The sequence below is a fragment of the Thermococcus sp. MAR1 genome (assembly GCF_012027305.1).
GTDB lineage: Archaea > Methanobacteriota_B > Thermococci > Thermococcales > Thermococcaceae > Thermococcus.
In genome coordinates this window covers 269,734-295,547 of the sequence record NZ_SNUF01000002.1, presented here as the reverse complement: position 1 = coordinate 295,547, position 25,814 = coordinate 269,734, and the positions used below count along the sequence as shown (strand labels likewise).

Below are 25,814 nucleotides of genomic sequence, written 5' to 3'. Positions count from 1 at the left end.
TTAACCCCCTATCGTGTTTATTACATGCCTAATAACCAAATTCTTAACTTCACTCGCCCTTTCAAAGTCTTTTCTATAGTTTTTACCCAAACTATTTAACACATACTCCACGATCTCCTCAGGCTCCCTCGAGTGCAGCATTTTCCCCTTCTCAACTAAATCCCTGTCAACGGCAAGCAGCCTCTCGCCAGGGAAGAACGATACAGCCGGAACCCCCATGACTGCAGCTTCCCTTGCCATTGTTCCCGAACCTGTGAGTGTTGCCTTTGAGTGATGGATTAAGTTGAGGCCATCAAGAGCTTTAGGAGGAATGTAAACGTTCTCAAAACCCCTCGCGAGTGCCTTCTCTTCATCGTTTCTCGGAAGATAAACGACGTTTATGTTCTCTTTCTCGAACAATCTCAGCAAATCGGGAACCAGGGACCTGCCGTGAAGGACGTACAGAGACGTCAGCGACTCGGGCCTTATGACCACGTATTCATCAAAGGGAATTCCGCTCTTCTCTATGAAGTCCGGATCGGGCGTGAAGTCGGCTATGTATATGTGCTCCTTGTAGCCGGGATAAGTCATTACCTTATCCCCAAAGTACCCTCTGAACGGCTCCTCCGCAACTTCTGGAACTAAAACCACATCGGCCATTTTCTTTATCCTTGATTCAACCCTCTGGAATAGGGGTTTTTTGCCCACAAACTTTAGGTCGTTGTCGAGCATCAGTATAACCTTCATCCCCCTGAGCTTTCCCCCAGGAATCGGCATCGCGTTTTCAAAGCTCAGCAACGCTTTTGCCCTCGGCGCTTTGTAGAGCAAACGAAAAGTTCTTCCAGCGAACGACAGAGACTTCATTAGGGGGTTGTATCTGTCGGAGCCAAAAACCTCCCCTTCGAGGCCGTACATCTTTATCAACTGCGCGGTTTCTCCCCTGCTAAAGCCAGTTATATAGATTGAGTAATCCTTAAGCTCCCTGACTATGGAGGCAATCACATGAACCTGTGGAGTGTTAGCAACGTCGGCCCAGAGGTCATAGGTTCTCCTTTCCATCTCCAAGCACCCTGACTTTAAACCCTGCTCTCCTCCACTTCTCATGATCGAGTACGTTCCTCGCATCAAAGACGCACCTGTTTCTCATTAGCTTGCCTATATCATCCGGATCGAGGAACCTGAAAACGTCGTGGTCAGTTATTACAACGATGCAGTCGCTGTCCCTAACTGCCTCTTCGAGGCCTAGAATCGGGTATTCAAACTCATTGACAAAGGGATCGTACACCTTAACCTTGAATCCATCGTTCTTCGCCAAGCGTATGAACCTCAGCGCTGGAGTTTCTCTAGCATCGTCAACGTTTCCCTTATAGGCAACGCCAAAAACGGTGATCGTCGGATAGTCCACACCTTTTAACATCTCCCTGACCCGACGGAGGGTATAATTGGGCATGGTATCGTTCACGTGCCTTGCCAGTGCTATCATCTTACCGTTTGAGGAGTCCTGGATGAGGAACCACGGGTCGATGGCTATGCAGTGTCCCCCAACCCCCGGCCCGGGCTTGTGGAGGTTAACCCTTGGGTGCCTGTTGGCGAGCTCTATCGCCTCCCAGATGTTGATCCCGTACTCCTCTGCTATCTGAGCTAACTCATTGACGAGGGCGATGTTAACATCGCGGTAGGTGTTTTCTATCAGCTTTACAAACTCTGCAGTTGTGGCATCGGTGATGTAAATGTTGCCCTTAACAAAGGAGGAATACAGCTCTTTAGCGAGTTCAGCCGATTCCTTTGTGATACCACCGATTATCCTGTCGTTGTAGATCATCTCGTGAATCGTTTTGCCGGGGATTGCTCTCTCCGGACAGTGAACAACGTGGAAGTCTTTCCCGGCTTTTAGACCACTCTTTTCAAGGATCGGGATGAGAAGACGTTCCGTTGTTTTTGGCGGAACTGTGGATTCCAGTATTACAAGATTTTCCTTCCTCAAGTGTGGAACTATCATTTCTGACGCGGATCTTACGTACCTTAAATCAGCCGCCTTTGTCTTTTCGTCAAGTGGCGTTGGAACTGCTATCAGGAATACATCGCTCTCTTCGACCTCTGTTGTCGCCTTAAAGTTTTGTTTTGCTTTTTCAAACAGCTCTTCCAGTCCCGGTTCCTGAAAGGGTAGTTTTCCATCGTTGAGGAGCTTAACTTTTTTATCGTTAACGTCAACGCCCACGACATTGTATCCAGCCGAGGCAAATAACAAGGCGGTTGGTAACCCTATGTATCCAAGACCGAGGACTGAGATTCTCATTTTTAACCCTCCTTCAGCTCCCTTATGCTCTTCTTGACCTCGACCATCACTTTAAACAGGTAGCTCATCACAAAGCCGATCGCCATGAACTCACTCCCTCACCATCCTCGCTAAGACGTTCAGCGTCAGCCCGGCGATGAACAGCTGAATCCCGATGATCACGAAGATGCCGGCGCCTATTGCCTGGGTCAGATAAACATTACCTCCCTGATAGTATGGCTTCAGCGCCATATACCCGAGGATGCCTGCGGTGATGAATGATATCAGACTCAAAACCCCGAACAGCAGCAGAGGCCGTTTGTACCCTATAAGCCCGATAATGCTCGCCAGCACGCCAAGACCATGAGTAAGAGGGTTCTTCTTGTGCCTGTTTGGGACATCGTAGCGGACGCTTATCGGCACCTCCACGAGTTTAATCTCCCTCTCGCTCGCCTTCACTATCATGTCCGTCTCTATTGAGTAGCCATCACTGTTTAAGTCCAACCTCTCAAGGGCCCTCCTGTTCAGCGCCCTAAAGCCGCTCTGCGAATCGACATCAACGTTCGAGGCCACTTTGGTGCTTTTGTTCAGCACCCACAGCCCCAGCCGTCTGTAGACGGGGATTCCCTTTTTGCTCCCGTTGAGGTACCTCGACCCTATCACGAGATCCGCCTTGCCCCTGATTATGGGCTCCATGAGGAGGGGTATCTCGTCGGGATTGTGCTGGCCGTCGGCGTCAAGCGTAACGACAATCTCATATCCCCGGCTCAAAGCGTACTCGAAGCCCGTTTTTAAAGCTGCCCCTTTCCCCCTGTTAGCTGAATGTCGTATCACAACCGCCCCGGCCCTCTGGGCTATCTCGGAAGTTCTATCGGCTGAGCCGTCGTCAACGACTAAAACGTCCCCGTACTTCTTGGCTAAGGCAACGACCGAACCAACCGTCAGCTCCTCGTTGTAGGCCGGGATGAGTATCAGCGTCCGCATGGAACTCACCGTTACAATTTGGGGGGATACACAGCGCAGAGGACACGCAGGTAACGCAACAACTCCCTTTTCATCACTCCCTAAACAGATCAACCTTTTTAAGATTTCCCCTGAGGGTCGTCATGACGGCCAGGAACAGGGCGAAACCTGCCAATACAACGGCCTGGTTGGAAGCGCCCCCCGGGACGTCCAGATAGCCCCTTGCCGCTGTGAACAGGAGGAGCATGGCACCAACAACACCGGCAACCCTGGCGTCTATCCTGAACCTCACCGCGAAGTAGAAAACGCTTCCGGCTATGAAGGCCTCCGGGAAGAGGATGCCAGCAATCAGGAACGGAACAACGAAGAGCTCAAGCCTCGATATTCTCCTCCCGAGGAGGGAGTCGTCGAGGAGGAGCACCATGGAGGAGGCGTAGACCAGGGCGGTGACCAGGCCATCGTAGGTGTACAGGCTTGAAGAGAAGACCTCTCCGCCGGTGTAGAGGGAGAGGAGGAAGTAGGCCATCAGCCCCGCGTCGCGATTCTTCCTGGAGACTATGTAGACCAGTGGAGCGAGGAGGAGGACACGGCTCCCGGTCATCAGGCCCGCAATCACCGCGGATATTACCCCTATCATCTCCCCCACCCCTCCAGTTTCATGATTTCCCTTAGGTAGTCGCTCGGGCCGAGGTCTATCGTAGGCGCCAGGAGGTTGAACTTCCTCAGGAGGTTCTCCCTCTCAACGTAAGCCCTGTAGAGCCTCTCAAGGGTCTTCTCGTCCAGCCTCCCGGAGTAGAAAAGCACGGGGTTGGGGGAGAGCACCATGACCCTGTGGGCTCTAACGGCAGTCGCTATGGCCCGGTAGAGCTCCCGCGGGTTGCTGAGGTCTGTTATGAATATTATGTACGACGGGTTCTTTACCAGGGACAGCCCCTCAAAGACCCCGGTGGGGCCCTTCCTGCCCTTCCTCAGGGGCAGAACCTTGCCGAGGAACTCCCTGGCCTTCTCGCCCATCCGGATGTCAAACTCAAAGCGCATGCTCATAGCCCCGCCCTTTCCCTTGATTGAGAGCCTCTCCCTGATGGCCTCCACCTGGGACGGGCCCTTTCCGGGCGGGAGGAGTTCTGCACGGGCATCGTCGTAGATGACCATGCCGACCCGGAACCTGCTAACGAGGTTGGCCGCAAGCTGCAGGGCAAGGGTCGAGGCGTAGTCTATCTTTGCCCTTTTTATGCCCTTCCGCATCTCGGAGGTGTTGTCGAGGAATATGTAGACGTCCGCGTTCTCCTCCCGCAGGAAGTCCTTCACAACCAGCTCGCCGAGCCTGGCTGTTGCCTTCCAGTCTATCCTCTTGAAGTCGTCCCCGTGCTGGTACTCCCTCAGGTCCTTTATCTCCAGGCTCTCTGTCCCGAGGAAGGCCCCCTTCCTGTAGGCCTCGGCGAGGCGGAGGTTGTGGTCGGCCCTCACCGCGTCCCTTATGCTCTCAATGCTCGGACGAACCAGAACCCCCAACCCTTCTCCAAGGACGAACTCCTCCACGTACAGGCCCCTCGGATCAAGGGCGATGGCCCTCGGGGGCCTTAGCGTGAACCTCCCCTTCGCCTTAGGGACGATGGAGTATGTGACGGTCTTCTCCTCCCCGGAACCGAGGAAAATCTCGACGGGTTCGGCCTCAAAGCCGGGGGTTTCCTCGCGCACCCTGACGAAGACGTCTCCCCCGGTGTTCCTGAGCCTCAGGGCGGCGGTTACAGCCTTCCCCTCCTCAAGCTTTGTGCCCTCGATGGCCCTCTCGCCCGAGACCCCAATCCTGGTTACCAGCCTGAGTCCGTAGAGGTACAGGAGGAGGAAGACCCCCAGCAGGGCCGGGGCCACGTTCCCCCCGAGGTAGCCCTCAAGGACGAGGAGGAACGATAGAAGGATCAACAGGTCTTCGCGCTTCATCGGCTACACCGGGATTTCAGTCTCCCTGAGGACGTCGAGGATGACGTCCCTCACCCTGATCCCCTCAAGTTCGTACTCCGCCTTCAGGAGGAGCCTGTGGACGAGCACCGGGACCGCGACCTTCTTAACGTCGTCAGGTATGACGTAGTCCCTGCCGTCAAGAAAAGCTGCTGCTTTGGAAGCGAAGAGCAGGTGCTCTCCTGCCCTAGGCGATGCGCCGAAGAGAAGCCTCTCATCCGCCCTTGTGGCGGATACCAGGGAGTATATGTACTCTATGACCTCGTCGCTGACTTTAACCCTCTTTACCTGGCCTATAAGCCCTATGAGCTCCTCATGGGTCACTATCGGCTCGACCTCGTAGAACTCCCCGAGGCTCTTTCTCTTGAGGAGGGATATCTCCTCTTCCCTGTCTGGGAAGCCTATCTCTATCTTGAGGAGGAACCTGTCCAGCTGGGCCTCGGGGAGGACGTACACTCCCTCGTGCTCCAGCGGGTTCATGGTTGCTATGACGAGGAAGGGCTCGGGCAGCGTATGGGTGGTGCCCTCTATGGTGACCTGCCTCTCCTGCATTGCCTCAAGGAGCGCGCTCTGAGTCTTGGGCTGGGCCCTGTTGACCTCGTCGGCCAGAACGATGTTGGCGAATATCGGACCCTTCTTGGTCCTCCACTGGCCGGTCTTCTGGTCGTAGTAGACAACGCCGATTATGTCAGCGGGCAGGAGGTCGGGGGTGAGCTGTACGCGGGAGAAGCTCAGCCCTATGGCGTTCGCAAAGGCCTTGGCTATAGTCGTTTTTGCCACTCCAGGGATTCCCTCTATGAGCACGTGCCCCTCGGAGAGAAGGGCCACCGTCAGCAGCTCTATCACGTCGTCCTTTCCAACGACTGCCTTACTTATCTCTTTCCTCAGCCTCTCCATGAATTCCTTACCGTCCATGGGCACCACCCAGTTTTGAACCCGTCTCTATTTCCCGGAGGATGGTTTTTAACTTATCCCCGTCGAGGCCCCTCTCCTCAAGCCTCTTCACGACCTCTTCAACCGGCTCCTCCTCCCCGGGGAAAAGCCTCATGAGGAGGAGAGCGAAGCGGTGCATAAGCCATCCGGTGAGGCCGCTTTCGACCGCCAGTGCCAGCAGGGCTATAAAGAGGACGTAGTAGAAGACGAGCTCCCTGTTGACCGCCCGCCTTATGACCATCGTCCCCGAGGAGTAGGGGTTGAAGTCCGCATGGTGGGCCTCGTCTATGTAGAAGGTCTTTTCAGGGAGGGAAGAAACAAGGTTCCTCAGAAAGGCCTCGTTCTCCCGGAAGAGGGAGTTGGTGAAGATATCAGGGTCGGAGACGAGAATTATCCGTCCCTTCCCGTAAGGAACTTCCACAACCAGGGGGAATGCACCGTACTCCTTTCCAAGCATCGAGGCGTTGCTGGAGTACACAAGAACCGTGGAGTTCCCGGCGTTGAGGACTGCCGAGGGTCTGCTCATCACCAGCCTCATAACGCCCCCGGCAAGCTCCGCATCGCGGATATCAACCGTGAGGGGGAAGTCCGAGTTCTTGGAATATGTCAGGCTGATGAGGGGAACCTTTGAGAACCTTACCCTGAGCCCGAGGCCCTCAAGCACCTGGTTGCCCGTCCCAAAGTCGTCGGCAAGGAGTAAAGTATTGCCATTTTCAAGGAACCTCCTCAGGGAGTCTATCTCACCCCCCGAGAAGTCGAGGTTCGGCCCAACGACCACGAGCGTGCCCTTGAAGTTCTCCAAACCCGAGGAGTCGTAGGGAGCAAGGAGCGGGGTTATTTCTCCGGTGGAGTAGAGGAGCTTCCCGAAGCTGGAAAGACCGTTCCAGTTGGTGTTGAGCACGCTGTAGGCGGCGTCGCTCTTGAAGACCGGAACCGATAGGGGCATAACCAGGAGCCCCACGCCGACGACCAGGAGTATGCCGTACACGACCCTGTTCACAGCTCATCCCTCACGAAAACTCCCACTATAATGAGCGAGGCATGCTTGACCGCACGGAGGACTTCACGGAGCCCGAACTTTTTCTTACCGTAAACTGTAACCTCATGGAGGCGGGTGAGGATTTTAAGGTGCTCCGCGAAGGGCTCATGCCTTAAGGCGGACACCAGCTCACGGGGAGTTGTGGACCCAGGAAGGTCGTACAGCCTCTTCAGGAGGCCGTAGACGGTGCGGTAAGCCTTTCCAATATCCGGTCTTTCCTCTCCTTCCTCCCCAATAGGTGGGAACGCTGGTGCTTCAGGTACCTGTGAGGAAGGCACCCCTCCAACCCGTCTTCTGGCTGTGAACCTGTAGGCGGTGAAGGCCAGAAGGAGAAGGAACACGAAAAGAAGGAACCTCCTTGTGTAGTCCACAGGGGCTGCTTCCAGGGTCAGGACGTTGGACGATGACGGTGCCAGGGTTTCACTCCCGGCGAAGTACGCGTAGACCTCGTGCCTCCCGGGGGAAAAGCTGAGGGTGAATGTGAACTCCCCTTTTGCCACGAGTGTGGAATACCTCTTCCCGTCCACATAGATTGTGAGGGGCAGCGGGTAGGTGCTATCGACTTTACCCCGTATTACCACCTCCTCTCCTGCCCTGACTCGGCTCCCCTCATGGAACAGCCGTATCGCGGGCCTTCTCAGAGGGGGTGTCAACACCAAGCCAGCGCTTGTCGGGAGGTGTATCCCGTCACCCGGGAAGAGGACAGTAGCGTTAACGGTCCCGGAGACGTTGGCGATGAAGAACCTGACGCTCCCGTTTTCGTCGGTTATGCCGTAGTACGTGGAGCTGTCCGCCGTAAGGATGACCCTCTTCCACGGAAGGGCCCTTCCAAAGTAGTCCACGAGGTGGCCCTCGACCAAGACCCCACCGTCAGAGATCGCGGTAACCAAAAGCTTCGTGGGCACGCCGCTCACGTTGATCGTGAGGACGTTTGAAATGACCTCAGAAGTGCCGTTGAAGCCAACGGTATAAGCTTTGTAAGTTCCGGGCCTCGGGAAGGAGTAATCCAGATGGAAAGTGCCGCTGGTGACGTTAGCGGTCAGGTTCTCTCCCGAGACGACCACGTGAATGTCCCTCAGGCCGAGGGTAAAGCCGTAGAAGGTAACGTTTTCCAGGGCCAGGGGGGAGGGGTTGGAAATGAAGAGGGTGAAGTTTTCGGGAACCTGGACCTGATCAAGGAGCCCCTCATACCTGCCGGCAAGGGCCTCAAGGGCATCGAGCTTCGGATAGAGATCCGCAGTGTTAAAGGTCAGCACCGTACCGTTCTTCCCTTTAAGGGTTATCTTTGATATGGCACTCAGAGCATCACGGGACTCCCTCAGTCCCCTCTTCATACGCACGAGGGCGGCCCGTGCGGCCGCGTACTCCCCCTCTGAAAAGCTCGCCCTGAAGGAAGCCTCCCCAGAGGCCACCTCAAAGGCAGCCGAGCCCAGGGAGAGGAAGTAGGGAACCAGCTCAAGGGGCCTCTCATCGATACCCGCCCCGGAGTAGAGCACCAGGGTCTCGTAGGTTGTGTTCGCGAGGGCGTACAGCTCAAGGGCACTCTCAACCGTGCCGTTCTCGCCGTTCAGAACCCCATCCAAAACGGAGGAGAATTCCCATAGCATTGAGCTGAAGTAAACGTAAGTCCCGTACTCATCGGGCCTAGCGGAGTAATAGTTGGAGCCTTCACCCGCAACTGCAGGAAGGCCGAGAAGCAGTATGAGCACCACCATTAGAGCGATTCGCTTCCTCATTTCAATCAACAACTCATCATAAGACAAATCTTTTAAGGTTAATGGTTGTTGTGAGCGTGGGGAAAGGGATGGAGACGAAGGACATCATCGGAGGAGCCCTAGTGGTCTCGGGGGGAGTCCTGGCCCTCCACGGCTTCCTGAACGCTCTTTCGAACCACATCAACCTCGGGATAGCCGGCATGTTCCTGGGAGCCGTTATCCTTACTTTTAAACCTTCCTCCTACGTTAAGCGTGACGCCCTCAGGTACGTGACGGGCTCCTACGAAAGGTTCTTCGAGTCATTCGTGAGGAACCTTAACTTAGAGGGCAACGCTGTGTACATACCCCCCTTTGAGAACCTCCCAGAGGGGGGTATTTTTGTGCCCCTCCACGAGAGATTCGAGCTAGACCTTGCGAGGCTGGACACCGAAACGGTCTTCCTGACGGATGTCCCTAACGACAGGGCCATGGGGCTCTTCCTAGGGCCCATTGGCCTGGACCTTCTGAAGAAGTATGAAGAGCACCTTGAATACCCCCTCAGAGGGAGCGGTCCCGGCACCGTTGAGTCGGCCGCCGGGGCTGTGCTGAAGGCCCTGGGACTCGCCAGCAGGGTCTATATAGAGGAGCTGGAGAACGGCTTCCGGGTTGTCGTCCAGCCGGATGTGGAATGCAACCCCGAAATATGTGAAAAGATAGCGTGCCCTGTATGCTCCTCCATCCTCCTCGCTCTGGCCAGGGCCACGGGGGAAGTGCTCTACACCCGGAGAGTCGAGGAAAAGGACTACGGGTTCGAGATAGAGGTTGAAAGGCTCGGGGGCGTTGAAGAGTGGATGTAGAGGACTACACCTTGCTTTTCCTATCCTTCTGGATCTTGGGTTCAGCCCTAACCGTCAAGAGCGTCGACGTCTTCCTAACCCTTACGCTAATAGGCCTGCTTATAGCCATGGAAGTTGGCGGCCTCTTTATGAGCAGGGAGCAGAAGGAAAACCTCAAACCAATGGTGGAGCTCCTCCTGATAATATTCGCCATAATAGTGACGAAAAAGGTCTACGAGGTGCTGAGCGGTGGATGAACCAAAGGGCCCCTGGAGGTACTGGGATTTACTGATGATCATCGGACTCTCGGTGGTCCTTGACCTCCTGATATGGCTGTATCCGGAGAGCATTCTGAGAAAAGCCCTCGGTTTAGCTTTCGTCCTATTCTTTCCTGGCTACGTATTCATAACCACCCTGTTCCCGGAAAAGAAGGAGCTGGACAACCTTGAAAGGTTAGCTTTAAGCTTCGGACTGAGCATAGCCATAGTCCCGCTTATAGGCTTAGCATTAAACTACACTCCCTGGGGGATAAGGCTCATCCCAATACTCGTCAGCCTGACGGTTTTCAACCTGATATTCGCGGTTGTAGCGATCTACCGCAGGGAGAACGCAATAGAGCCATGGATTCCGTGGACAACGGTTGAAAAAATAAAGGAAGAGCTCGAATGGGAGGAATCGGGCAAACTCGACAAAGCACTGACGGTTATTCTGATAATCGCCATAATAACCTCAATCGGAACCCTCGCCTATGTCATAACGCACCCAAAGCCAGGTGAAGCGTTCACAGAGTTCTACATCCTCGGGCCGGGAGGAAAGGCCGCCGACTACCCAACCGACCTCTTTGCGGGAGAAAACGGGACGGTCATAATCGGCATAGTCAACCATGAGCACAGGAACGTGACCTACTACGTCCAAGTATGGCTCGTCAACCTCACCTGGGACAACACCACGAACACAACGGTGATCCACGAGATGTACCCGATGCCCGGCTGGTTCAACGTAACCCTGCCTAACGTCCCCGTCAACATAGAGGGGAACTGGACGCCGCAGTTCGAGACCAACTACACCTTCAGCATCGATAAGCCCGGCAGGTGGCAGGTCTGGTTCCTCCTCTTCAAGGGCACCCAGCCAGAACTTCCCCCGGCACCTCCCGATGGAAACTACGCCGAAACGGACGCCAAAAACCTCATCATCGAAGCCATAAACGGCACAATCCAGTCCCTAAAACTCAACGTGAACGTCAGACCGTGAGTCCATTCTTACCATTTTGAGAGAAAATTTTATAAGCTCCACTTGTGTAATCCCTCCGAAAATACTATATAAGGTGGTGTCGATGAAACGTGCATGGATTGTAGCAGCTGGCATTCTCGCGGCCCTGCTGGTGCTGGCCGGGCCAGCGAAGTCGTTCTTCACAGACGTCGCCCTCTCTCAGAACAACGAGATAAGCTCCGGGAAGTTCGACATAGCCATAAGCAGGGACGGAAGCAGGTTCTACAACGACCTTAAGCTCTTTGAGTTCTCAAATCTCAAACCGGGCGATGAGAGGACACTCACATTCTACATCAAAAACCGCGGCGACACCGATGTTTCCCGGCTGACGATGGTTCTCCACGTCAGCGACCTTGAGGACGGCTCCATGAGCCCGGCGGAAAAGGCCGTTGACAACACGACCGATGTGGGCGAGCTCAGTGAATACCTTATTGTGAAGGAGTTGAAGGTTTACCTCGGGGACGATTCCTGGGAGATAGAGTGGACAAAGGACAAGAGCCTAAAGGAACTGAACGGGAAGGAAATAGGGCTCCTCAAGGAGCCCCTCAAGGAGGACGAGGTTCTGAAGGTCACGATGACCGTGGAGTTCTCTAAAAAAGCCGGCAACGAGTGCCAGACCGATAAGGTCGTTGTCGACATGAAGCTCAACGCCGAGCAGTGAACTTTTAAACCCCACGCCCTTTCTTTCTTTCATGCGGAGAAGAATTGGCATCATCTTTGACATGGACGGTGTCATCTACCGGGGAAGCGAGCCCGTTGAAGGCGCCCGCGAGCTGATATACCTTCTGAAGGAGAAAGGAATCCCATTCATCTTCCTCACCAACAACTCCACCAAGGACCCCTCCATGTACCGGGAAAAGTTGCTCTCCATGGGCATCGACGTCCCGGAGGAAGTTATAGTAACATCAGGCCTGGCAACGAGGCTCTACATGGAACGGCACTTCGAACCCGGAAAGGTTTTCGTCATCGGCGGGGAGGGCCTGCACAGGGAAATGGAAAGGCTGGGCTGGGAAATCGTGGGCATCGAAGAGGCAAGAAAAGGTGCATGGGGGAAAGTCCGCTATGTCGTCGTCGGCCTCGATCCCAATTTAACCTACGAGAAGCTCAAGTACGCCACGCTGGCAATAAGAAACGGTGCCACCTTCATAGGCACGAACCCGGACACGACATACCCTGCTGAGGAGGGCCTCTATCCCGGCGCCGGTTCAATAATAGCCGCGCTGAAGGCGTCGACCGAAAGGGATCCCCTGATAATAGGCAAGCCAAACGAGCCGGCCTACGAGGTGGCGAGGAGCAAGCTTGACGGTGTTGATGAGATATGGATGGTCGGGGACAGGCTCGATACCGACATAGCCTTTGCCAGGCGCTTCGGCATGAAGGCGGTGATGGTTCTGACGGGGGTAAGCACGCTGAAGGACGTCGAGGAGACGGGGATAAGGCCAGACCTCGTTCTTCCGAGCGTTAAGGAACTGCTCGACTACCTGGAGACGTTCATGGAGGAAGAGGAATGAGGCTAAAGGAACTTCTGGAGAGGCTGATCTGGCAGGAGAACGAGCTCTACAACCTCCACAAGCTCGGTGAGACCTTCGCTACCTTTGAGAGACCCGAGTTAGTCGAGACCTTCCAGCTGATTGCCGAGGAGGAGCTGAGGCACCGGAAGACCATTGAAAGAATGCTCTCCGAGGGGACGCTGGAGGAAACGGCGGTCATAGACTACCTCGACTCACTCTCCCTCGAACCCATGCTGAGCGATGAGCGGGCAGAGCCGGAGAGCCTCGAAGAGCTGATCCTCGAAGCCCTCGTGAGGGAAAAGCACGCCTACGAGCTCTACACCAGGCTCTCCAAAATACTGGACGGTTCCCTGGGACACATATTCAGAATGATGGCCGGAGAGGAGCTCAAACACGCCTACAGGCTCAAGCTGGTCTACGAGACCCTTTGACATCTGGATAAATTATCCGACATCTCCCTTTTCTACCACATTACATACCAGGCAAAGTTTAGGGTGTAAATTCGTCATCTCGGCAACTTCCAACGGGGTAAGGTATATGTAGGAGTGGTCGGCATAGAGTTTTGCTGATGCTTCTACTAATGGGGGCAACGATAAACAGCTGTATGTCAGGGGTGTTTATATGCCGGTTGAAAAAGTGATGAAAAGGGACGGCAGAATTGTCCCGTTCGATAAAGAGCGTATAAAATGGGCTATACAAAGGGCAATGCTTGAAGTCGGCGTCCGCGACGAAAAGCTCCTCAACAAAGTCGTTAGAAGGGTCGTCAGGAGAGTCAACGAGCTGTACGACGGCCAAACCCCACACATAGAGAACATTCAAGATATAGTAGAACTTGAACTCATGCGCGCCGGACTCTTCGATGTCGCAAAGGCCTACATACTCTACCGCAAGAAGAAGGCCGAGATAAGGGAGGAAAAGAAGAAAATCCTCAACAAGGACAAGCTGGATGAGATAGACAAGCGCTTCTCAATCAACGCTCTCCGTGTCTTAGCTTCCCGCTACCTGATAAAGAACGAGAAGGGGGAGATAGTTGAGAGCCCCCGGGAGCTCTTCGAGCGCGTCGCGGTTCTCTCAGTCATCCCAGACCTGCTCTACGACGAGCGCGTTTTTGACAAAAACGGAAACCACGAGCAGGACTTGGGCAGGATAGAGGAATACCTGAAAGCCCTCGATGAGTACGACGGAAAGCTCTCCATTGGAAGGTTCAAGCTCAACAAGTACCACTTCGAGAGGCTCCTCAACCTCTACCGCGAGCTTGCCGAGAAGGGCCAGATGAAGGTTTCAATCGACGATGTAATAAAAATGCTCGAGAACGGCGCATTCGACCGCTACGAGGACGAAGTGGAGGAGTACCTCAGGCTGATGACGGGCCAGATATTCATGCCCAACACTCCAGCGCTGATCAACTCCGGCAGGCCCCTCGGAATGCTCTCAGCATGCTTTGTCGTGCCAATAGAGGATGACATGGAGAGCATCATGAAGGCAGCGCATGATGTGGCCATGATACAGAAGATGGGCGGGGGATGCATAGACGGGAACGCCAAGATACTGTTCGAGAACGAAGGTGAAGAGCACCTCACCACAATGGCCGAGATGTACGAACTCTATAAACACCTCGGCGAGTTCTACGACCCGGAATACAATCGCTGGGGAATAAAGGTTGAAAAGGTCCCAATATACGTAAAATCCTTCGATCCAGCAACGAGGAGAGTCACCAAAGGAAAGGTCAAAGTCCTCTGGAAGTACGAGCTTGGTGAGGAGGTGACCAAGTACGAGATACAGACCAACAAAGGCACGAAGATTCTCACATCACCGTGGCACCCGTTCTTTGTCATCACACCGGATTTTAATGTAATCGAAAAGAGAGCGGACGAGCTTAAGGAAGGGGATATCCTAGTGGGGGGAATGTCCCAGGAAGAGAACTATGAGTTCCTCTTTGACTACTGGCTCGCTGGTTTCATAGCAGGCGATGGAAGCTTCGACAAATACCATTCGCACGTCAAGGGGCACGAGTACATCTACGACAGGCTGAGGATATACGACTACCGGGTCGAGACCTTTGACATAATAAACAACTACCTCGAAAAAACCTTTGGAAAGAGGTACAGCATTCAGAGGGACAGGAACATTTATTACATCGACATAAAGGCAAAGGAAATAACCTCCCACTACCTGAAACTTCTGGGAGACATCGAGAACGGAATCCCCCAGGAGATACTCAAACGCGGTTCCGATGCAGTTCTATCGTTCATAGCAGGCCTCTTTGATGCCGAAGGACACGTAAACAGCAAACCGGGCATTGAACTCGGCATGGTAAACAAAAGTCTAATAGACGACATCACACACTACCTGAATTCCCTTGGAATAAAAGCGAGAATGCGGACGAAACCGAGGAAGGATGGCGTTGATTACGTGGTTCACGTTGAAGAGTACTCGTCGCTCCTCAGGTTCCACGAGCTTATAGGAAAGAACCTCCAGAACGCCGAGAAGAGAAGGAAACTTGAAGAGCTCCTAAGCGAACATAAGGGAGGGACCTTTGGCCTTCCGCTCAGCTTTGAGGCGTTTAAGCAATGGGCTTCGAAGTACGGCGTGGAGTTCAAGACGAACGGAAGCCAAACACTGGCCATCATAGAGAACGAGAAGATATCCCTTGGGCAGTGGCACACCCGGGGAAGGGTTTCAAAGGCCGTTCTCGTGAAGATGCTTAGAAAGCTCCACGACGTGACCGGTAGTGAGGAAGTCAAGGAGATGCTCCACCTCATTGAGGGTCTCGAAGTCGTCAAGGAGATAAGCACGACCAACGAGCCAAAGACATTCTACGACCTCACCGTGGAGAACTACCAGAACTACCTCGCCGGCGAGAATGGAATGGTCTTCGTCCACAACACAGGTTTGAACTTCTCAAAGCTCCGCCCCGAGGGCGACTTTGTCGGCTCAACTGCAGGGGCAGCGAGCGGGCCCGTCAGCTTCATGCACCTCATAGACGCAGTCAGCGACGTCATCAAGCAGGGCGGCGTTAGAAGGGGCGCGAACATGGGCATCCTTGAGGTCTGGCACCCGGACATAGAGAAGTTCATCCACGCCAAGGAAAAGAACGTCGGGACCAATGTTCTGAGCAACTTCAACATAAGCGTGGGAATATGGGCCGACTTCTGGGAGGCGCTGAGAGAGGGCAAGCGATACCCGCTCGTCAACCCGAGGACGGGCGAGAGGGCAAAGGAAATCGACCCCAAGAGCCTCTTTGAAGAACTCGCCTTCATGGCCTGGGCGAAGGCCGATCCCGGTGTCGTGTTCTTCGACGTCATCAACAAAAGAAACGTTCTAGAGCCCGCAAAGGGCGAGAAAATCCGCGCGACCAACCCATGCGGGGAAGAACCGCTCTACGACTACGAATCATGCAATCTGGCCTCGATTAACCTTGCAAAGTTCGTGAAGTACGACGAGAACGGAGAGCCCTACTTTGACTGGAACGAGTACGCCCATGTCATTCAAAAGGTCGCCAAGTACCTTGACAACGCCATCGATGTGAACAAGTTCCCGCTCCCCGAGATAGACAGGAACACCAAGCTGACGAGAAGGATAGGCGTCGGCATGATGGGCCTTGCCGATGCCCTCTTCAAGCTGGGCATAGCCTACAACAGCAAAGAGGGCTACGACTTCATGAGGAAGGCGACCGAATACCTCACCTTCTACGCCTACAAATACTCGGTTGAAGCCGCGAAGAAGCGCGGGCCCTTCCCGCTCTACGAGAAGAGCAGATACAAGGACGGCGAACTGCCGGTTGAGGGCTTCTACCACCGCGAGATATGGAACCTCCCCTGGGACGAGCTGGCCGAAGAGATTAAGAAGTTTGGAGTTAGAAACGGAATGGTCACCACGTGCCCGCCGACCGGCTCGGTTTCGATGATAGCCGACACCTCCAGCGGAATCGAGCCCATATTCGCTTTGGTTTACAAGAAGAGCGTTACAGTTGGAGAGTTCTACTACGTTGACCCGGTCTTCGAGGCGGAGCTGAAGAAGAGGGGATTGTACAGCGACGAGATACTGAAGAAGATAAGCGACAACTACGGCTCGGTTCAGGGCCTGGAGGAGATTTCGGAGGAGGTGCAGCGCGTTTTCGTCACCTCGATGGACATCCACTGGCTCGACCACATCCTGGCCCAGGCGAACATCCAGCTCTGGCTGACAGACTCAGCAAGCAAGACCATCAACATGCCGAACGACGCCACCGTCGAGGACGTTAAAGCTGCCTATCTCCTCGCCTACAAGCTCGGCTGCAAGGGAATAACCGTCTACCGCGACGGCTCGCTCTCGGTGCAGGTCTACAGCGTTGAGGGCGAGAAGAAGCAGCGCGTCAAGGCCAAGCCGAGCGATTATGCGGTGGAGAAGCTTAAAGCCGTCGTTGAAGCCGAGCCCTGGCTCTCGAAGTTCATCAACGTTGAAGCGATACTCAACGGCACCAACGGGAAGGAGAAAACCGAGAGCGCAGGCATAACCTTCTCGATAAGCAGACCCGTTGCGGCAAAACCGAGGCACGAGCACCCCCACCACTCCGAGAAGCCGGACGTGCCTGAGGAAAAGATAAAGGAGCTCCTCGGCGTTGCCTACTGTCCGGTCTGCTACGAGCAGGATGGGGAACTCGTTGAGCTGAAGATGGAAAGCGGCTGTGCAACGTGCCCGCGCTGCGGCTGGAGCAAGTGTGTCATCAGCTGATCCCCACCTTTTCTTGATTTTGACATTTTCCTGCTAACGGAGGCTTTTTAAGCGAAGGACTTTAACTTCTATCCATCACCCGAAAGCCTTAAGTTACGAGAATCAAAACTCACGCTATTCGGAGGTGTTAACATGGACAAGGTTTACCTCACCTGGTGGCAGATTGACAGGGCCATCTTTGCGCTCGCAGACAGGCTGAGGGAGTATAAACCCGACGTCATAGTCGGCATAGCGAGAGGTGGGCTCATCCCGGCTGTGAGGCTCAGCCACATCCTCGGCGACCTGGAGGTCAAGGTGATAGATGTAAAGTTCTACAAGGACATCGAGGAGAGGATGGAGAAGCCGCTCATAACCATCCCTCTCCACGGCTCCCTGGAGGGCAAGAAGGTCGTTATCGTTGATGATGTCAGCGACACGGGAAAGACCCTCGAAGTCGTCATCGAGGAGGTCAAGAAGGCCGGGGCGAGCGAGGTTAAGGTGGCCTGCCTCAGCATGAAGCCCTGGACGAAGGTTGTGCCAGACTTCTACGTTTTCCGCACCGACAAGTGGATAGTCTTCCCCTGGGAGGAGTTCCCGGTTGTGGTGAGGGAGTAACTTCTTTAACCCCTCCCCCCAACTTTTCTCGGTGGTGGTATGAGGGCGTTCATAGCCATTGAGGTTAGCGATAGCGTTAGGGACAACCTCCTTAAGGCCCAGGAGAGAATAGGGAGCAAGTCAGCAAAGATAAAGTTCGTCGAGCGCGAGAACTTCCACCTAACGCTCAAGTTCCTGGGGGAGATTGACGAGGCAACGGCAGAAGAGGTCAAGAAGGCTTTAGCAGAGATAGCTAAAAAACATAAGAAGCACCGCGTTCGCGTTAAGGGTATAGGCGTCTTCCCGAACCCGAACTATGTTAGGGTCATCTGGGCTGGAATAGAAAACGACGAGGGCATAAAGGCGATAGCGGCCGATGTGGAGAAGGAGATGCGCCGCCTGGGCTTCAAAAAGGACAAGGACTTCGTGGCGCACATAACTATCGGCAGGGTGAAGTTCGTGCGCGATAAGGTTGAGCTGGCGATGGCGCTCAAAGACCTTGCCAATGAAGACTTCGGCGAGTTTGAGGTTAAAGCCATAGAGCTGAAGAAGAGCACGCTGACTCCAAAGGGCCCAATCTATGAGACCGTCGCGAGGTTCGAGCTGGCCGGGTGAGGTGTAGAAATGGACGCCGAGGCCGTGCTTCAAAAAGTTCTCCCGAGAATAAGCCCAACCGAGGAGGAGAGGGCCTTCGTGGAAGGCCTGATGATGGAACTGAAGGCCATAGCAGAGGAAACCATCGAAAGCCTGGGCCTCGACGTTAAGCCCTACTTCGTTGGTTCCCTAGCCAAGGACACCTACCTGGCCGGAGACCACGACGTTGACCTTTTCTTGGCTTTCCCTCCCGACATCCCCCTCGAAGAGCTCCGGGAAAAAGGTCTGGAACTCGGCAAAGCCATCGCGGAGAAGCTCGACTCCTACGAAATCGCCTACGCGGAACATCCATACGTTCGGGCGAGATACAGGGGGGTCAGCGTTGATTTAGTGCCCTGCTACGACGTGAAGAGCTGGAGGGACGTGAGAACAGCCGTGGACCGCTCGATACTCCACAACCGCTGGGTTCTCGAAAACCTTGGGGACAGGAACGATGAAGTGAGGCTCCTCAAGCGCTTTCTGAAGGGGATTAGAGCATACGGGAGCGAGATATACATCCGGGGCTTTTCTGGATATCTCGCGGAGATCCTCGTTATCAAATACGGCTCCTTCTTGGACGTCCTCAAAAACGCCGACTTCATGCTGAGGCAGAAGATAATCGACCCCGGTAACTGGCTCAAGCGGGAGTATGAGCTAGCCATGAAAACGGTCAGACGCGAGGCAGAAACAGACAGGCCCCTGATAGTCATAGACCCTGTTGACCCGAGGCGTAATGTTGCCGCCAATCTGGGCTGGGAGCGCTATGGCTTTTTCTACTTCAAGGCCCATCAGTTCCTGGAAACCCCCTCAAGGGAGTTCTTCTTCCCAGAGAATAGGAAAAGCGGGAGCTATCTCGGGGAGCTGAGGAGGAAGGGGACGCACCTCGTGACGCTGGTCTTTCAGGCCCCGGACATGGTGGAGGACATACTCCTTCCCCAGCTGGAGAGGAGCGCGAGGGGCTTTGAGAAGGCCCTTTCAAGGGAAGGATTCAACGTCCTCGGCTGGAACGTCGGGCGTTCCTCGGGGAAGGCGTTCATAATGCTGGAAGTGGACCGCAGGGAAAGGGAGAGGGTGAAGATAAAGCCCGGCCCGGACTTCTTCACGGAGAGGGGCTGGGACTTCTACCGGAAGAACGAGCGGGTGTGGATTATAGGGAAGAGGCTCTTCGCGGAGAAAAGGGTTAAGGAAAACGTCATAGACGTCATAACTGAGCTCATTGAAAAGAACCAGGTGGCGCTCGGAAAGGGTGTAAGGGAAGCGATTAGGGGGGCGGACGTCCTTCTAAACTACGTCCCGAAGGAGCTGGAGGACGAGGCCTACCTCTTCCTGAGCAGAGAGAAGTGGAACCTGAAGGGCTAGCAGAAGGGTCTTCTTCCCAATCCCCTTCTTTTCGGCGTCATTGAGTATGCGCTTGAGCTTCAGGTACTCCTTTCCACCAAGTTTGCCCAGTAGATAAGCAAAGGGAGGCACTTCTTCACCCCTGTCTTTGTTCCCCCTTTTTCTGCCCAATACATCCACCTCCCACCCGGCAGGTACCACCAGTATATTCCTCAATGCTTTTAAGCATTAGGCTAATAAAATTAGGAAACCTAAAGTAAGAGACTCGGAAAATTTCATAACCCTATAACCTGTGCTCACACCACTCTCTGTTCTCCCAGTGCCCGTGAACCTCTCCCGGTATATGGCCCGTGTCCGCTACGGCCCAGTCGAGGTTGTAGTGCCCTATCAGGGTCCTGAGCTCGCCCCTCAAATCGCGCTTTCCAACGTAAAGAGCTGCTCTCGTGACGACGTTGTAGCCGCTGTTGGGGACCTCGGGTTTCAGCGCATCGAGCCACGCTCTCTCATCAGTCTCCCAGCCCTCCAGAGAAGGCATCGCTCCAAGGTTCCACAGGTGGTAGAGACCCTCGAAGTTGAGGAGTCTTAGGTATGACCCCACGAAGAGGCTCTGGAGTCCATCACCGTCGAAGTACTCCATAAGCTCGATGAGAGCCTTGGCCATGACCGAGACATTGCCGAAGGCGACGCGCGTGTCCAGGTTCTCCCAGAAGCGCGGGCAGGAGTGGTTGGCGAGGAGCATGAGATAGTAGGCCCTTCCGAGCCTTAAAGCATTCCTATCCCCGTTGGCCGGCTCGAGAACGTAATCGGGGGACGTTTCCATATCAAAGTGGTCGTAGTAGCCCCTGAAGAAAATCCTCGCGTAGCGGACGAGGAACTCCTGGGCGTTTGGGAACTCCACCCCAAGGTTTCTGAGGCCCTTCAGAACACCTAACCTGACAGTCCTGTTCAGCTCCTCAAAGAGCCTCGTGAAGGCGACCTTCCAGAGCTGAGAAATCTTCCTGCCGTTTACTTCCCTTGCGAAGACCTTTCCGTCGGCTCTTCTGTAGCCAAGCCATCTGGAGTCGCTAGTCTTGCCGTCGGTGCTCAGGTCAAAGTAGTCGCTCCAGGCTGAGTAGTCCTTAACCCCAATCTCGAAGGAGCACTCGCCGTTAAGGCGCCTGTATTCCCCGGAGAGCTTCCTCCTCACGAACTCCATAGCCGAGACCCTCTCGACGCCGTTCGCCTCAAGCCCTTCCATCCAGGCGGTGAAGCGGTCGAGCTGTGCCGGATTGCCGAGAAGGCTCTCAAGGTCACTGGCCGTGAAGATTAGATAGGGGACGCCGAGGTTCTCCTTGTGGTCGTCGCGATGGGATAGGGTCGCCGAGACCAGACCGGGAACGTCGAGGGTGTTGAAGGCAAAGGCGTCGCTTATGCCCCACTCCCTTCCGAAGACGAAGGAGTTGCCGTAGCGGTTGCAGGAGTGCTTCGCCTGGGGGAAGTCGTAGAGGAGCTGCCTCTCGTCGAGGAGAAAGACCAGCTTCTTGTCCGTTGAGGACTCGATGATCTCGGCGGTTCTTCTCGTTATCACGGCCTCGGGGAGCCAGTAGCCGATTACGGGCTTATCACTAATCAGCGGAGCGTAGAAGTCGAAGGAGACCCTCGCGAGGATTCTCTGCTCAAACTCATCGAGATGGGGCACTATCGGGTGGAAAGGCGTCGTCGGAACGGCGTCGAACCTCCTGAGAAGTTCAACGGCGTCCTCGAAAGTGCTTTTATGGTAGCGGAGGAGCATCAGAAACGTGAAGGGTTCTATGTCAATGCTGACCCCCGTCATGAGCGAGAGGGTATCAGCTATGTGCTCGTAGGAATATAGCATCGCCTGTGTCCAGTTCTCACCCCTAACTTCTTCTCCGCGGATTCTTATCGCGACGGGGCTCTTCCTCTCCTCGTACTCGATGGACTTGCTCCCGTCGCCGTCTTTAACGTAAACTATGTCGCCTGGCTGGTAGGCGTGGAAGTGGTGGGCGTACTTCATCTCCATTATCTCACCGGGAGTGATACATCGCCGGCACTTATTTGAATTTCGGAAGAATTAAAGGACATTTTTACCCACACCTGCCCGATAGGTTAATAAACCTGTGCATTGAGATACCGGCGGTGGGATGATGGAGCGCGAATTCAGGAAGATTCTGGGCGAAGACCTGGCTAACTACCTCGAACTCATGAGGGCCAAGCTGGCCTTTGCCGAGGAGCTCTACGGGATAAAGATGAACTACGTGCCCCTGATCACGGAGGGGGAGATAGTAATACTCGACAAGAACGATGGGAAGATCAAGTGGCTTAAAACGAAGAGGCCACTCACATTGGACGAGTTCAAATCGCTGGCAGACAAGATAAAGGAAAACCTAGAAAGCGGTTTCGTCGAGATGCTCTTAGCCATGAACATGTCCTGCATCCACGGGCCCGGGGAGTGATCAGCCTCCATAGACCACGGGGAGGATTTTAAGGACGTCGCCGTCTTTTAGGACGTGGCTTTCATCGACCTTTATCTCATTCACGAGTATGTGGTGCTCACTCGTGCTTATCCCGAGCTCCCTAAGCAGTTCCCCAACGGTCTTGCCCTCCTCAACTTCGAGCTCAAGTTTAGAGCCGTGCCTTAAGGCGTGCTCGCCGTAGAGAACCAGCCTCACCTTCATAGCCACCACCAAAAAGGAAATCAAAGGCCGAGGCGCTTCCTTATGCGCCTGACTTCGCGCTTTGCTTCCCCAAGGCCGAGCTCTTCCAGGACTTCCTCCCTCGGGATTCCATGCTCGTCGTAGCCAACCTCCTCGTAGTACTGCCTCACCTTAGCCATTATCTCCTCCCTGCTCGGCGCTTTGCCTCTGACCGGTCCGGTCGGGAGGGGCTCGTAGAACCTCGGCGGGTTGTCGTCGTCTTCTGGCCCCCAGTAAACATCCGGCCCACCGAGGAGGAGCAGAATCCTCTGGAGGTGGATTATCCTCAGGCCGGTCTCGTTGAACCACTTCTCAGGGGTTAAATCAAAGCCCGTAACCGCGTTTCCGAACTCTATGATCCTCTCGAAGCCCGGCCTCGTCGTGAACATGCAGATAACGGCCGAGTCGTAGAAGGCATTCACCAGCTCGCCCTCGTAGCTCCTCGCCGGCAAACCAGCGGTCGCCGTGTGGTCGCCGCCCTGAACTGAGACGGCGTAGCTTATGTCCCTCGTGTAGTCGAGGTCGCTTCTTATTCCGTGGGCACCGACGCCGATGCCCTTGACGTGGACGGCGTACTTGAGGGCATCAACACCCTTCATCTCGGAAATCCTGAGAGCGGCCCTGTAGGTTCCCTCCGCTAAAACCTCCCCGATGCCCTTCCTCTCCACTATAAGTTCAAGAAGCTTTGCGAAGGCCTTCTCATCACCCCACTCAAGCTTGAAGCCTATGTCCTCCTCCGTCAGGATCCCCCGCTGGTAAAGCTCCGCTGTAAAGCCGAGGACGTTGCCCGCGTTTATGCCGTCGAGGCCAAGCTCATCGACGAGGTAGGAGAGGTAGACGACCTTCTCGGGCTCGAAGATGCCCAGGTTCGTGCCCATGTAGGCCATCAGCTCGTAGTCAGGCGCGTCCGTTATCGACCCCTTGTACTCGCCGTAGCGGAGGTAGGATATCTTCATGCAGTTGACCGGGCAACCGTAGTCGGCCCAGTACTTCTTGACCCAGGCCTTCAGCTCGAAGTTCACCACACTTATCCTCTCGTCGTCGTGGTACTCTTCCTGCCAGTTCCTGACCGGCTGACTTGAGCGGTCTTTCCCTACGCTGTAGCCACCGGCACCGGTTCCCCACTGGCGGAAGGTGGTGAGGGTTAAGAGCTCCCTCTGGAACTCACGGAGCATGGACTTAAACTTCTCTGGGTCGTGGACTTTTGGCAGGGCCTTGTTGCCCTTAACCAGAACCGCCTTGAGGTTCTTGCTCCCCATCACCGCACCGAAGCCGCCGTAGCCGGCAGCGTGCATAAGCTTGCTCATTATGGCGGCGAAGCGCACCTTCTTCTCTCCACCCCTTCCGATGTACATCATGGCGGGCTCCTTGGGAACGCCCTTCAGCTTGGCCTTCTTCCTGAGCTCGTCGTGGACTTCCTTGAGGAGGGTCTTGTGGAGCTCGACGCCGCCCATTCCCCAGTACTTTGAGGCGTCGCGTATCTCTACCTCGTCGTCGTTTATGAAGAGGTAAACAGGCTCCTTCGCCCTCCCGCGGATTATTATCCCGTCGTAACCGCTCGCTTTGAGCTCTATCCCCACCTCACTGCTCAGGACGCTGCCAACGATCCCGTTGCTCTCCGGTGATTTGGCTACCACAGACGTTTTTATTCCCGGGTAGTAGCCCGTCAGCGGGCCGGTGAGGATCAGCAGGAGGTTCTCCTCACCGAGGGGGTCTACCTTTTCCCACCTCTCTCCAAGCTCCCTCCACAGGAGGTACGTGCCGAGCCCCCTGCCGCCGTAGAAGCGGAGCATTTCTTCATCTAGTTCGACGGTTTTAACCTTTCCAGTGCTCAGATCAACGTCCAGAAGCTTTCCAGCGTAGCCGTACATGATATCACCCCGGGAACTCCTCACCGTAAAGCTTTCTCGCCAGTTCTACGCTTTTCTCAACCGGATCCTTCGCGAAGGTTCTGTAGACGGAGCGGTACTGGCCCTTCACCAGCGTTAGGGCATCGTGCCCGGCCTCGTGGCAGACCTCGACGCACTTTGGACTTCCTCCGCAGAGGTCGCAGATTACCACGCTTCCCTTGCCCACCGGAATCCTCGGGACGTTGCCGGGGCACGCCAGAACACACGCCCCGCACTCGGTGCAGTTTTCTTCCTTGACGAGAACGGCACCCGTTGCCTCATCCACGCTCAGCGCATCGAAGTTGCACGCCTTTACGCACGGGTAGTCGGGGCACTGGACGCATGTGTGGGGGACGTTGACTCCCGGAAGGAGCTCGTATATCCTTATACGCGATGCTTCCGGCCAGATTATGCCCTCGTGCTCCAGGGAGCAGGCGATTTCACACAGCCTGCAGCCGCTGCACTTGTCAGGGGTTATCAGAATCCAAATCTTCTCCACCGCTTCATCACCCATCGGGAACACCTGATTCCATGGTTGGAACTTCATCTATATAACTCTTGTGAAACCAAGGTAAAAACGTGAAGATGTAAGTTTATACGAAGGGAAGGCCTTATAAACGAGGGCAGACTACAGACGGCGATGAACCGCTCCGAGCTCGTACTCCTCGGCATCACCGCAATATGGGGGTTTACCTTTCCGGCCATGAAGGTTAGCCTCGACTATTTGCCCCCAATACTCTTTTTGGCTTACCGTTTCGGCATAGCGTCGCTCCTCATGCTCCTCCTTTTCCGCTCGAAGGTTTTGAGGCGGGAGACTTTCAGGGAGGGCTTCATCCTCGGGCTGACACTCTTCTTCGGCCACGGCTTCCAGATAGTGGGTCTCAAATACACCACCGCCTCAAACTCCGCCTTCATCACTTCGCTCTACGTAGTCTTCACGCCCTTCATAGCGTATTTCCTGCTCGGGGACAGGCTGAATCTCAGGGATGGGGCTTCCCTTGGGATAGCGCTCGCCGGCCTGTACCTGATCTCAGGAGCCAGCCTAAACTTCAACTACGGTGACCTGCTTACAGTTCTCTGCGCCCTCAGCTTTGCCTTTCAGATAGTCCTCGTCCAGCGCTTTGGAGAGAAGGACTACCTCAGCTTAGCCTTCTGGCAGATAACCTGGAACTTTGTCTTTTCGCTGGCCTTCGCCCTCCTGTTTGAGCCCTTCATCGTTCCCAAGGAACCGCTGCCCTGGGCGGGGGTGCTGTACACGTCAATCTTCGCCACTGTGATAGCCTTTACCCTCCAGGTGAAACACCAGAGGAACACGAAGGCCCACAAGGCGGCGCTGATTTACTCCGCCGAGCCGATATTCGGGCATATAGCGGCGTTCTTAACAATAGGAGAGATCCTAAGCGCCAAGGGGTACTTGGGCGCGGCGCTGATAATGGCGGGAATATGGAACGAGGTCAGGAACCAAGATTAACACTGGAATCAATTGAAATCTTCCCCGTTCCTACCGCGATCTTTGA

At 54.9% G+C, this 25,814-nt stretch carries 25 protein-coding genes; 12 read left to right on the top strand and 13 right to left on the bottom strand.

The features are described 5' to 3' along the window. The 8 genes from E3E25_RS09520 to E3E25_RS09485 form a co-directional block, all read right to left on the bottom strand. Positions 1-1,038, bottom strand: a complete 1,038-nt coding sequence (locus E3E25_RS09520; protein WP_167893031.1) for a DUF354 domain-containing protein — start codon at positions 1,036-1,038, stop codon at positions 1-3. Next, entirely contained in the window at positions 1,019-2,275 is a 1,257-nt protein-coding gene (locus E3E25_RS09515; protein ID WP_167893030.1) for a nucleotide sugar dehydrogenase, read from the bottom strand. The genes E3E25_RS09520 and E3E25_RS09515 overlap by 20 nt, the downstream gene beginning before the upstream one ends. Positions 2,276-2,365: 90 nt before the next feature. Further along, entirely contained in the window at positions 2,366-3,238 is an 873-nt protein-coding gene (locus E3E25_RS09510; RefSeq protein WP_167893029.1) for a glycosyltransferase family 2 protein, read from the bottom strand. Positions 3,239-3,311: 73 nt separating this feature from the next. After that, positions 3,312-3,854, bottom strand: a complete 543-nt coding sequence (locus tag E3E25_RS09505; protein WP_167893028.1) for a hypothetical protein — start codon at positions 3,852-3,854, stop codon at positions 3,312-3,314. After that, positions 3,851-5,158, bottom strand: a complete 1,308-nt coding sequence (locus tag E3E25_RS09500) for a DUF58 domain-containing protein (protein WP_167893027.1) — start codon at positions 5,156-5,158, stop codon at positions 3,851-3,853. Before E3E25_RS09500 ends, E3E25_RS09505 begins: the two co-directional genes overlap by 4 nt. Positions 5,159-5,161: 3 nt before the next feature. Continuing rightward, positions 5,162-6,091 carry a MoxR family ATPase gene (locus E3E25_RS09495; RefSeq protein WP_167893026.1) on the bottom strand — a complete coding sequence of 310 codons (930 nt, stop codon included), beginning with the start codon at positions 6,089-6,091 and terminating at the stop codon, positions 5,162-5,164. After that, positions 6,081-7,109, bottom strand: coding sequence for a DUF4350 domain-containing protein (locus E3E25_RS09490; protein WP_167893025.1), 1,029 nt, complete (start codon positions 7,107-7,109; stop codon positions 6,081-6,083). The genes E3E25_RS09495 and E3E25_RS09490 overlap by 11 nt, the downstream gene beginning before the upstream one ends. Beyond that, positions 7,106-8,884 carry an Ig-like domain-containing protein gene (locus E3E25_RS09485; RefSeq protein WP_167893024.1) on the bottom strand — a complete coding sequence of 593 codons (1,779 nt, stop codon included), beginning with the start codon at positions 8,882-8,884 and terminating at the stop codon, positions 7,106-7,108. The genes E3E25_RS09490 and E3E25_RS09485 overlap by 4 nt, the downstream gene beginning before the upstream one ends. Before the next feature lie 41 nt (positions 8,885-8,925). Here E3E25_RS09485 and E3E25_RS09480 point away from each other — a divergent pair, with 41 nt between their 5' ends. The 10 genes from E3E25_RS09480 to cca all read left to right on the top strand — a co-directional run bounded on the left by E3E25_RS09480 (position 8,926) and on the right by cca (position 19,736). Continuing rightward, the gene (locus E3E25_RS09480; RefSeq protein WP_240910810.1) at positions 8,926-9,699 is read left to right on the top strand and encodes a hypothetical protein; all 774 of its coding nucleotides are present in this window, start codon (positions 8,926-8,928) and stop codon (positions 9,697-9,699) included. Next, positions 9,690-9,935 (top strand): hypothetical protein, encoded by a 246-nt coding sequence (locus E3E25_RS09475; protein ID WP_167893023.1) that lies wholly within the window; start codon positions 9,690-9,692, stop codon positions 9,933-9,935. Before E3E25_RS09480 ends, E3E25_RS09475 begins: the two co-directional genes overlap by 10 nt. 34 nt (positions 9,936-9,969) lie before the next feature. Next, on the top strand, positions 9,970-10,929 hold the full coding sequence (locus E3E25_RS09470; protein WP_167893178.1) for a DUF1616 domain-containing protein: 960 nt from the start codon (positions 9,970-9,972) through the stop codon (positions 10,927-10,929). 82 nt (positions 10,930-11,011) lie between these two features. Next, the gene (locus E3E25_RS09465) at positions 11,012-11,608 is read left to right on the top strand and encodes a TasA family protein (protein ID WP_167893022.1); all 597 of its coding nucleotides are present in this window, start codon (positions 11,012-11,014) and stop codon (positions 11,606-11,608) included. 31 nt (positions 11,609-11,639) lie between these two features. Beyond that, positions 11,640-12,458, top strand: a complete 819-nt coding sequence (locus tag E3E25_RS09460) for an HAD-IIA family hydrolase (RefSeq protein ID WP_167893021.1) — start codon at positions 11,640-11,642, stop codon at positions 12,456-12,458. Continuing rightward, on the top strand, positions 12,455-12,889 hold the full coding sequence (locus E3E25_RS09455) for a ferritin family protein (RefSeq protein WP_167893020.1): 435 nt from the start codon (positions 12,455-12,457) through the stop codon (positions 12,887-12,889). The genes E3E25_RS09460 and E3E25_RS09455 overlap by 4 nt, the downstream gene beginning before the upstream one ends. A 190-nt stretch (positions 12,890-13,079) precedes the next feature. Continuing rightward, entirely contained in the window at positions 13,080-17,171 is a 4,092-nt protein-coding gene (locus E3E25_RS09450) for an adenosylcobalamin-dependent ribonucleoside-diphosphate reductase (RefSeq protein WP_167893019.1), read from the top strand. A 132-nt stretch (positions 17,172-17,303) separates the two neighbouring features. After that, a complete protein-coding gene (locus tag E3E25_RS09445; RefSeq protein ID WP_167893018.1) occupies positions 17,304-17,765 on the top strand; it encodes a phosphoribosyltransferase in 462 nt (153 codons plus the stop codon). 39 nt (positions 17,766-17,804) lie between these two features. Next, entirely contained in the window at positions 17,805-18,359 is a 555-nt protein-coding gene (gene thpR, locus E3E25_RS09440; RefSeq protein ID WP_167893017.1) for an RNA 2',3'-cyclic phosphodiesterase, read from the top strand. A 9-nt stretch (positions 18,360-18,368) separates the two neighbouring features. After that, positions 18,369-19,736: a CCA tRNA nucleotidyltransferase gene (cca, locus tag E3E25_RS09435; RefSeq protein WP_167893016.1), complete on the top strand. Its 1,368-nt coding sequence runs from the start codon at positions 18,369-18,371 to the stop codon at positions 19,734-19,736. Here the strand turns inward: cca and E3E25_RS11520 are convergent. Both E3E25_RS11520 and E3E25_RS09430 read right to left on the bottom strand, forming a co-directional pair. After that, positions 19,659-19,847, bottom strand: coding sequence for a hypothetical protein (locus E3E25_RS11520; protein WP_206204694.1), 189 nt, complete (start codon positions 19,845-19,847; stop codon positions 19,659-19,661). The two genes, cca and E3E25_RS11520, sit on opposite strands and share 78 nt — an antisense overlap. A 151-nt stretch (positions 19,848-19,998) precedes the next feature. Then, the gene (locus tag E3E25_RS09430; RefSeq protein WP_167893015.1) at positions 19,999-21,735 is read right to left on the bottom strand and encodes a glycoside hydrolase; all 1,737 of its coding nucleotides are present in this window, start codon (positions 21,733-21,735) and stop codon (positions 19,999-20,001) included. A gap of 124 nt (positions 21,736-21,859) precedes the next feature. Between E3E25_RS09430 and E3E25_RS09425 the strand changes: the two genes are divergently transcribed. Further along, positions 21,860-22,168, top strand: a complete 309-nt coding sequence (locus E3E25_RS09425; RefSeq protein WP_167893014.1) for a hypothetical protein — start codon at positions 21,860-21,862, stop codon at positions 22,166-22,168. Here the strand turns inward: E3E25_RS09425 and E3E25_RS09420 are convergent, their stop codons facing one another. Genes E3E25_RS09420 through E3E25_RS09410 form a run of 3 tightly spaced genes read right to left on the bottom strand, consistent with a single transcriptional unit; the run spans position 22,169 to position 24,811 of the window. Next, positions 22,169-22,390: a MoaD/ThiS family protein gene (locus tag E3E25_RS09420; protein ID WP_055429907.1), complete on the bottom strand. Its 222-nt coding sequence runs from the start codon at positions 22,388-22,390 to the stop codon at positions 22,169-22,171. A 20-nt stretch (positions 22,391-22,410) separates the two neighbouring features. After that, entirely contained in the window at positions 22,411-24,279 is a 1,869-nt protein-coding gene (locus E3E25_RS09415; RefSeq protein ID WP_167893013.1) for an aldehyde ferredoxin oxidoreductase family protein, read from the bottom strand. 4 nt (positions 24,280-24,283) lie between these two features. Next, positions 24,284-24,811 carry a 4Fe-4S dicluster domain-containing protein gene (locus tag E3E25_RS09410; RefSeq protein WP_167893012.1) on the bottom strand — a complete coding sequence of 176 codons (528 nt, stop codon included), beginning with the start codon at positions 24,809-24,811 and terminating at the stop codon, positions 24,284-24,286. A gap of 126 nt (positions 24,812-24,937) precedes the next feature. Here E3E25_RS09410 and E3E25_RS09405 point away from each other — a divergent pair, with 126 nt between their 5' ends. Continuing rightward, entirely contained in the window at positions 24,938-25,768 is an 831-nt protein-coding gene (locus E3E25_RS09405; protein ID WP_167893011.1) for a DMT family transporter, read from the top strand. Positions 25,769-25,814 lie beyond the last annotated feature (46 nt).

What these genes read in the sequence shown, in the direction of transcription:
- E3E25_RS09410 (WP_167893012.1), bottom strand. Translation starts at nt 24,811, where the DNA reads ATGGGTGATGAAGCGGTGGAGAAGATTTGGATTCTGATAACCCCTGAC.
- E3E25_RS09500 (WP_167893027.1), bottom strand. Translation starts at nt 5,158, where the DNA reads ATGAAGCGCGAAGACCTGTTGATCCTTCTATCGTTCCTCCTCGTCCTT.
- E3E25_RS09495 (WP_167893026.1), bottom strand. Translation starts at nt 6,091, where the DNA reads ATGGACGGTAAGGAATTCATGGAGAGGCTGAGGAAAGAGATAAGTAAG.
- E3E25_RS09465 (WP_167893022.1), top strand. Translation starts at nt 11,012, where the DNA reads ATGAAACGTGCATGGATTGTAGCAGCTGGCATTCTCGCGGCCCTGCTG.
- E3E25_RS09445 (WP_167893018.1), top strand. Translation starts at nt 17,304, where the DNA reads ATGGACAAGGTTTACCTCACCTGGTGGCAGATTGACAGGGCCATCTTT.
- E3E25_RS09425 (WP_167893014.1), top strand. Translation starts at nt 21,860, where the DNA reads ATGGAGCGCGAATTCAGGAAGATTCTGGGCGAAGACCTGGCTAACTAC.
- E3E25_RS09470 (WP_167893178.1), top strand. Translation starts at nt 9,970, where the DNA reads ATGATCATCGGACTCTCGGTGGTCCTTGACCTCCTGATATGGCTGTAT.
- E3E25_RS09430 (WP_167893015.1), bottom strand. Translation starts at nt 21,735, where the DNA reads ATGGAGATGAAGTACGCCCACCACTTCCACGCCTACCAGCCAGGCGAC.
- thpR (WP_167893017.1), top strand. Translation starts at nt 17,805, where the DNA reads ATGAGGGCGTTCATAGCCATTGAGGTTAGCGATAGCGTTAGGGACAAC.
- E3E25_RS09505 (WP_167893028.1), bottom strand. Translation starts at nt 3,854, where the DNA reads ATGATAGGGGTAATATCCGCGGTGATTGCGGGCCTGATGACCGGGAGC.
- E3E25_RS09415 (WP_167893013.1), bottom strand. Translation starts at nt 24,279, where the DNA reads ATGTACGGCTACGCTGGAAAGCTTCTGGACGTTGATCTGAGCACTGGA.
- E3E25_RS09520 (WP_167893031.1), bottom strand. Translation starts at nt 1,038, where the DNA reads ATGGAAAGGAGAACCTATGACCTCTGGGCCGACGTTGCTAACACTCCA.
- E3E25_RS09405 (WP_167893011.1), top strand. Translation starts at nt 24,938, where the DNA reads ATGAACCGCTCCGAGCTCGTACTCCTCGGCATCACCGCAATATGGGGG.
- E3E25_RS09485 (WP_167893024.1), bottom strand. Translation starts at nt 8,884, where the DNA reads ATGAGGAAGCGAATCGCTCTAATGGTGGTGCTCATACTGCTTCTCGGC.
- E3E25_RS09420 (WP_055429907.1), bottom strand. Translation starts at nt 22,390, where the DNA reads ATGAAGGTGAGGCTGGTTCTCTACGGCGAGCACGCCTTAAGGCACGGC.
- E3E25_RS09450 (WP_167893019.1), top strand. Translation starts at nt 13,080, where the DNA reads ATGCCGGTTGAAAAAGTGATGAAAAGGGACGGCAGAATTGTCCCGTTC.
- E3E25_RS09515 (WP_167893030.1), bottom strand. Translation starts at nt 2,275, where the DNA reads ATGAGAATCTCAGTCCTCGGTCTTGGATACATAGGGTTACCAACCGCC.
- cca (WP_167893016.1), top strand. Translation starts at nt 18,369, where the DNA reads ATGGACGCCGAGGCCGTGCTTCAAAAAGTTCTCCCGAGAATAAGCCCA.
- E3E25_RS09455 (WP_167893020.1), top strand. Translation starts at nt 12,455, where the DNA reads ATGAGGCTAAAGGAACTTCTGGAGAGGCTGATCTGGCAGGAGAACGAG.
- E3E25_RS09480 (WP_240910810.1), top strand. Translation starts at nt 8,926, where the DNA reads ATGGTTGTTGTGAGCGTGGGGAAAGGGATGGAGACGAAGGACATCATC.
- E3E25_RS09460 (WP_167893021.1), top strand. Translation starts at nt 11,640, where the DNA reads ATGCGGAGAAGAATTGGCATCATCTTTGACATGGACGGTGTCATCTAC.
- E3E25_RS09510 (WP_167893029.1), bottom strand. Translation starts at nt 3,238, where the DNA reads ATGCGGACGCTGATACTCATCCCGGCCTACAACGAGGAGCTGACGGTT.